Genomic DNA, 6,815 nt, shown 5'->3' with positions numbered 1-6,815 from the left:
GGGGTCCCCCCCCCGGGGGGCCGCGGGGGGGGGTGGGGGTCTGCGCCCCCCTGGCGTCCGGGGGCCCCGCGGGGGGGGGGGGCCCGGGGGGGGCGGGGGGGGGGGGGGGCGCCGCCCGGCGACTGCGAGTCATATGGACCAGATAGTGATCATCTCTTTCGTACGACGACGAAGTCCGCGAGCGCGGTGAGCTGCGCCCGCACGGGTTGCGGCATGTCGACACCGTGCAGCACCTCTATGGCGACCGCATGCTGACGACGCGCCTCCTGGGCGGTCCACTCGCGACCGCCCGCCTCCTCGATGAGCGCCGCACGGGCGGCGAACTCCTCCTCGGAGAAGCTGTCGAAGTCGCTGCTCTTGGCGTCGGCGGCGAGCAGTTCGCCCAGCCGCTCGGAGGCCGGCCCGCCCGCGGCGAGCGCGGCGACGACCGGCAGGGACTTCTTGCGCTGGCGCAGATCGCTCCAGGTCTGCTTGCCGGTGGACTCCGGGTCTCCCCAGATGCCGAGCAGGTCGTCCACCGCCTGGAAGGCGAGCCCGAGGTGGTGGCCGTACGCCTCCAGGACGTCGGCGGTGCGGTCGTCGGCGCCGCCGAGCACCGCGCCGATGGAGCAGGCGCAGGCGAGCAGGGCGCCGGTCTTGTTGCCCTCCATCTCCAGGCACTCCTCGACGGTGACGCGCTCGCGGTGCTCGTAGGAGATGTCCTGGGCCTGCCCGTCGATGAGCTTGCGGGTCGCCGTGGTCAGCCGCCGGGCCGCCCGGCCGGCCTCGGCCGTGCCGAGCTCCAGCAGGACCTCGTTGGCCAGGGCGAACAGGGCGTCGCCGACCAGGATGGCCTGGGCGGGGCCGTGCACCTTCCATACGGTGTCGCGGTGGCGCCGCTGCTCGTCGCCGTCCATCAGGTCGTCGTGCAGCAGCGAGAAGTTGTGCACGAGTTCGACGGCGACGGCGCCGGGGATACCGGCCTCGGCCGCGGCGCCCGCCGCCTCGGCGGACAGCAGGGCCAGGGCCGGGCGGACGGCCTTGCCGCCGTCGCCGTCAGCGGGCCTGCCCTGGGCGTCGATCCAGCCGAAGTGGTAGGCGGCCACGGTGTCCATGGGCGGTGCGAGCCGGTCGACGGCGGCCCGGAGCACCGGCGCGGAAAGGGCCCGTCCGCGCTCCAGAAGCGCGGTGACGTCCGTGGTGTCCGCCACGGTGTCGGAAGCCGGATTCGCCGGGGTCACTGACTCTCCTCTTGTTCCGGTGGTACTGCTCATGCCGCCTCCTGCAGCGGATGTTCGTGGGGGCGGCCGAGCGCCAGGAGCGCGGCGTCCGCGGCACCCGCGCCACTGCGGACCGCGCCCTCCATCGTGGCGGGCCAGCCGGTGGCGGTCCAGGCACCTGCCAGGAAGAGTCCGGGGGCGCGGGTGAGCGTCCCGGGGCGCAGCCTGCCGACGCCGGGCGCGGGCGCGAAGGTCGCGGTGCGCTCGCGGGTGACGAAGAAGTCCCGGATGCCGGCCCCCCGGGCGGCGGGGAGCAGCCGTTCCAGCTCGGGCAGGTAGCGGGCGCGCAGTTCGGCGACGGGCAGGTCGATCTCCTCGCCGGCCGCGGACTGGGAGACCGCGAGGTACTGCCCGGGTCCGGTGAGGCCGGACGTCTCGGTGCGGTCGAAGACCCACTGGACCGGGGAGCCGAGCGCGGCGAAGAAGGGCCGCTTGAGCACCTTGCGGTCGTAGACGACGTGCACGTTAAGGATCGGGGACGTACCGATCTCCAGGAGCTTGTCCGGTGCGTCCAGCGCACCCTCGGGCAGCAGGTCGTGGGTCTCGCGCTGCGGCACGGCCAGGACGACGGTGCCGGCCTCGATCCGTTCGGCGCCGGTGTCCACCACCCAGTGCCCGCCCTCGGCGCGGGCGAGGCCGTGGGCCTTGGTGCGCAGTTCGGTGCGGACACCTGCGGAGTCGAGGGCCTTGCGGCTCATCGTGTCGTGGATGTCCCCGAGCGGTACGGCGGCCCAGCCGATGTCGGCGGCGCCCGGGTCGGAGAGCAGGCCGGTCTTGAAGACCTTCGCGGCGAGCCCGAGCGAGGCGTTGGGGGCGGTGGCGTTGAGGGTGGCGACGCCGACGAGGTCCCACAGCGCCTCGATGGTGCGCGGTGACTGGCCGTGCCGGGCGAGCCAGCTGCCGAAGTCCTCGGCGTCGAGGGCGGGGTCGTCCGGGTCGAGCCGGCCGAGGGCGAGCGCGGCGCGGGCGACTCCGGCGCGTTCGGCGAGCGAGAGGTGCGGGTATCCGGCGAGACCGGCGGCGAGGTGCAGCGGGACCGGGAGCGCGTTGCGGCGCAGCCGTCCGAGCCGGGGGCCCGCGGGCCGCCCGACGTCCAGAACGGGCACGTCCAAACGGTTTTGCAGGGGTGCCAGGCGGGCGCCGTCGACCCGGTCGAGGAACCAGCGGTAGGCGGTGCAGCAGCGCAGGTAGACGTGCTGGCCGTTGTCGACCGTCAGCTCGCCCCGGCGGAAGGAGAAGGCGAGCCCGCCGAGCCGGGGCCGTCCTTCGAGCAGGGTCACGTCAAGCCCGGCATCGGCAAGGCGCAGCGCCGCCGTGACACCGGCGATGCCGCCGCCGATCACGACCGCGCGGGACGGACGCGAAGCGTCGTCGTTCATGCGTCCCCCTCTCGCCGGGTGCTTGCCCATCGGCCCTGCTCGGATCGGTCCTGCCCAGACAGGGACGCGGCGGTCCGGGCGGGGGTTGCCCGCCGTCCGCCACGATCGTTCTTGATGCACATGGTGCGCGAGATGTACCTGAGGCGCATTCAGACACGCCCTCGGGCCGTGCGCCGTGAGATGTGCCGGGCGTCGAGGCCGGAGAGGCCGCGCACCGCGACGTACGCCTTCTCGTGGCCCGGGAGCGAGACGCGGCCGCGCAGCACCGCCTCGGGGTCGCGCTCGATGCGGTCGAGCAGCCTGCGGTAGATGCCGGCCATGGCCGCCACACAGGCGCCGCTGCGCCGGTCGAGCATCGGCAGCAGCCGGTAGCCCTCGGCGAACAGGGCGCGGGCGCGCCGGACCTCGAAGTGGACGAGGCCCGCGAAGTCGGAGCCGGGCGGCGGGGTGGCCCGCTGGAAGCCCGCGGAGCAGCCGAACTTGGCGAGGTCGTCGGCGGGCAGGTAGGTGCGGCCGTTGCCGGCGTCCTCGCGGACGTCGCGCAGGATGTTGGTGAGCTGGAGGGCGAGGCCGAGCGTGTCGGCGTACTCGGGCGCGCGCTCGGCGCCGGGGGCGCCGGGTTCGGTACCGAACACGCCGAGGCTCAGGCGCCCGATGGCGCCGGCCACGCACCGGCAGTAGACCTTGAGGTCGTCCCAGGTCTCGTAGACGGCTCCGTCCACGTCCATCAGGACGCCGTCGATGAGCTCGTCGAGCCCGTCGAGCGGCAGCGGGAACCTGCGGGCGGCGTCGGCGAGCGCGACGGCGACCGGGTCGGTGTCGTCCTCCTCGACCTTGCCGGCGCGGACGCGGTCGAGCAGGGTGCGGGTGCTCTCCAGGCGGACGCGCTTGGTGTCCGCCTCCAGCTCGCCGTCGCCGATGTCGTCCACGCGACGGGAGAAGGCGTACAGGGCCGACATGGCCTGCCGCTTCTCGGCCGGCAGCAGCCTGATGCCGTACGCGAAGTTACGCGCCTGCTGTCCGGTGACGGCCTCGCAGTAACTGTAAGCGGCCTGTACCGGTGCCGACATGTACGTCGTCTGTCCCTCCACGGTCCGGCTCACCCCTCTCCACGCGCTTTTCGCAAGACAACTCCCACTTCGCGCAGCAGGCTGGGCTTGGTGGGTCCGGGCGGTCCGGGCAGTACGTCGAATCCGGCGGCCGCGATCGCGGTGAGGGCGGCGCGTCCTCCTCCCACGAATCCGGCGAGAAGCAGCCTGAGCCTGCCGTGGACGCTACCCACCAGGGGGGTGCCTTCATTCAGCAGATCCCGGGCGCGTTCCGCTTCGTACGCGATCAGGGAGCGGACCGACGCGTTCGCGGTCGGCGCCGCGAGGTCGGCCTCGCCGACGTGGAACCGGGCCATGTCCTCGGCCGGGAGGTAGACGCGGTCGCGGCCGAGGTCTTCGGCGACGTCCTGGAGGTGCTCGACGATCTGCAGTGCGGTGCACACGGCGTCGGAGCGGCGCAGCCGTTCGGGGCTGGCGGTCCCCGTGAGCTGGAGGACGAGGCGGCCGACGGGGTTGGCGGAGAGCTCGCAGTAGGCGAGCAGTTCCTCGTACGTGCCGTAGCGGCGGACCTTCTGGTCCTGCCGGTTGGCCTCGATGAGGCCGGTGAACGGCTCGGGGGTGAGCGCGCGGCGCCGGACGGTGGGGCGGAGCGCCCGCATCAACGGGTGGCGCGGGGTCTCGCCGGTCGTCGCGAAGACGCGGTGCAGGTCGCTCTCGAGCGCGTCGAGCATCGCGAGCCTGTCGTCGCTCTGAGCCGGGTCGAGGCCGAGGTGCACGGCGTCGGCGCCACCCGGGGCGAGGTCGCCGTCGCCGATGTCGTCCACGAGCCGGGCGAAGCCGTAGACGGCCATGAGGTCGTCACGCCAGGCGCGCGGCAGGAAGAAGGGGGCGACCGGAAAGTTCTCGTGGGCTGCCTTGTCGAGGGTTCCGGATGCGGCGGTATCGGGCCGCGCCTGCCGGGTACGGGTCACTGCGGACCGCCCTGCGCGGGGACGGCGTGAGCACCTCGGAGCGGGAGATCTTCCGTCATAGCCGTCACAACTCCCGTTCTACACTGCTGACCCAAAATACCCCATTCCGGACACGCCGCCCGCCCTTCCGAGTGCCGAGTACGACTCCCGGCCGTCCCCCCAGGCGGTATCGCCCCACTTGCGGCGAATCAGCACCGGTACAGCTTACGTTGTACAACGCTCATCCAAACGCCGGGGTACGGGCCGTGCGGCACCGGACCCGTGGCCCGCGTCAACTGTCCCCCCGCCGGAGCGCGTTCACGTCATCCGGCGGTAGGAGATCGCGACGGCCGCCGTACGACGAGGCGCGGATGCCGGGACTCCGGTCCGGGGCCCGGACATGGCTCGGCCCCCGCCGGAAGGGTCCGGCGGGGGCCGAGCGGAGTTCGACGCGGGGCGTCCTACTTGCCGGTCTCCCGTTCGTAGGCCCGCAGGACCTCCTCGGTCGGGCCGTCCATCAGGAGCTCGCCCTTCTCCAGCCACAGGACCCGGTTGCAGGTGTCCCGGATCGACTTGTTGCTGTGGCTGACCAGGAAGACCGTGCCGGCCTCCTTGCGCAGCTCCCTGATCCGCGCCTCCGAGCGGATCTGGAACTTGCGGTCACCGGTCGCCAGCGCCTCGTCGATCATGAGGACGTCGTGGTTCTTGGCCGCCGCGATGGAGAAGCGGAGACGGGCGGCCATGCCGGAGGAGTACGTGCGCATCGGCAGGGTGATGAAGTCGCCCTTGTCGTTGATGCCGGAGAACTCCACGATCTGCTCGTAGCGCTCGCGGATCTCCTCGCGGCTCATGCCCATCGCGAGACCGCCGAGCACCACGTTCCGCTCGCCGGTCAGGTCGCTCATCAGCGCGGCGTTGACGCCGAGCAGCGAGGGCTGGCCGTCCGTGTAGACACTGCCGCTCTCCGTCGGCAGGAGGCCTGCGATGGCGCGGAGCAGCGTCGACTTGCCGGAGCCGTTCGTCCCGATGAGCCCGATCGCCTCGCCCCGGTACGCGGTGAAGGTGACCCCCCGCACGGCGTGCACCTTGCGCACGCCGCGCTGCTCGCCCTTCTCGCGGCGCATGATCCGGCTCAGTGCGGCGGTGGCGCTGCCCTTGCCACCGCCGCCGCCGTTGACCCGGTACACGATGTGCACGTCGTCGGCGATCACGGTGGGGACGCGCCCCGCGGTGTTGTCGTCAGCCACGGCCGTACCGTTCCTCTGCCTTCCAGAAGTACACGAAGCCCACGATGCCCACCACGATCGACCAGGCGAGGGCCACCGCCCAGACGTGGTCCGGCAGGTTCTCGGAGCCGTATCCGTCGATCAACGCGAACCTGACCAGGTCCATGTAGATGGCCGCCGGGTTGTACTGGAGCACGTCGGTGATCCAGGCCGGCTTGTCCGCGAGCATCACCGGGATGGAGAACATGACCCCGGAGGCGTACATCCAGGTACGCATGACGAACGGCATCAGCTGCGCCAGGTCGGGGGTCTTGGCGCCCATCCTGGCCATGGCGAGCGCCAGTCCGGTGTTGAAGAAGAACTGCATCACCAGGGCAGGGATCACCAGCAGCCAGGAGAGCCGCGGGTAGCTGCCGAATCCGACCGTGACCGCGATCAGCACGATCATCGAGTACAGCAGCTGCTGGAGCTGCTGGAGCGAGAAGGAGATGGGCAGCGAGGCGCGCGGGAAGTGCAGGGCCCTGACCAGGCCGAGGTTCCCGGAGATCGCGCGCACGCCGGCCATCACGGAGCTCTGCGTGAAGGTGAAGACGAACACCCCGGTCACCAGGAACGGGATGAAGACCTCCTGCGGAATCCCCTTCTTCGTGCCGAGGATCAGCCCGAAGATGAGGAAGTAGACCGCCGCGTTCAGGAGCGGGGTCGCCACCTGCCACAGCTGGCCCAGTTTCGCCTGGCTGTACTGGGCGGTCAGCTTGGCCCGGGAGAACGCCAGGATGAAATGGCGTCGCCCCTGGAGCTGGCGCACGTACTCAAGGAGTCCGGGCCGGGCACCGCTGACCGCAAGGCCGTACTTCTCGGCCAGCTCGGCCGCACTCAGGCCGTCGTCGGCTGATGGCGGGCTGCTCACCGCAACCGCGCCGCCATGGGTTGTGTCACTCACCAGAAGAAA

General features: G+C 71.9%; 6 protein-coding genes. All 6 read right to left on the bottom strand.

Annotated elements, in window-relative coordinates; translation table 11 throughout:
• Nucleotides 1-149: 149 nt before the first annotated feature.
• Entirely contained in the window at nt 150-1,253 is a 1,104-nt protein-coding gene (locus tag ACZ6C6_RS34785; RefSeq protein WP_469208840.1) for a polyprenyl synthetase family protein, read from the bottom strand.
• Nucleotides 1,250-2,638, bottom strand: a complete 1,389-nt coding sequence (gene hpnE, locus ACZ6C6_RS34780) for a hydroxysqualene dehydroxylase HpnE (RefSeq protein ID WP_469208838.1) — start codon at nt 2,636-2,638, stop codon at nt 1,250-1,252. Before hpnE ends, ACZ6C6_RS34785 begins: the two co-directional genes overlap by 4 nt.
• Nucleotides 2,639-2,787: 149 nt before the next feature.
• Nucleotides 2,788-3,708, bottom strand: a complete 921-nt coding sequence (gene hpnD, locus ACZ6C6_RS34775) for a presqualene diphosphate synthase HpnD (protein WP_469208836.1) — start codon at nt 3,706-3,708, stop codon at nt 2,788-2,790.
• A 29-nt stretch (nt 3,709-3,737) separates the two neighbouring features.
• Nucleotides 3,738-4,658 carry a squalene synthase HpnC gene (gene hpnC / locus ACZ6C6_RS34770; RefSeq protein ID WP_469208834.1) on the bottom strand — a complete coding sequence of 307 codons (921 nt, stop codon included), beginning with the start codon at nt 4,656-4,658 and terminating at the stop codon, nt 3,738-3,740.
• Between the two features lie 440 nt (nt 4,659-5,098).
• Entirely contained in the window at nt 5,099-5,884 is a 786-nt protein-coding gene (locus ACZ6C6_RS34765; RefSeq protein WP_469208832.1) for an ABC transporter ATP-binding protein, read from the bottom strand.
• Entirely contained in the window at nt 5,877-6,806 is a 930-nt protein-coding gene (locus ACZ6C6_RS34760; protein ID WP_469208830.1) for an ABC transporter permease, read from the bottom strand. The genes ACZ6C6_RS34765 and ACZ6C6_RS34760 overlap by 8 nt, the downstream gene beginning before the upstream one ends.
• Between the last annotated feature and the right edge of the window lie 9 nt (nt 6,807-6,815).

This window comes from Streptomyces sp. NPDC041814, from assembly GCF_055590565.1.
The sequence above is the reverse complement of the archived record's forward strand: the minus strand, read 5'-3'. Positions and strand labels throughout refer to the sequence as shown.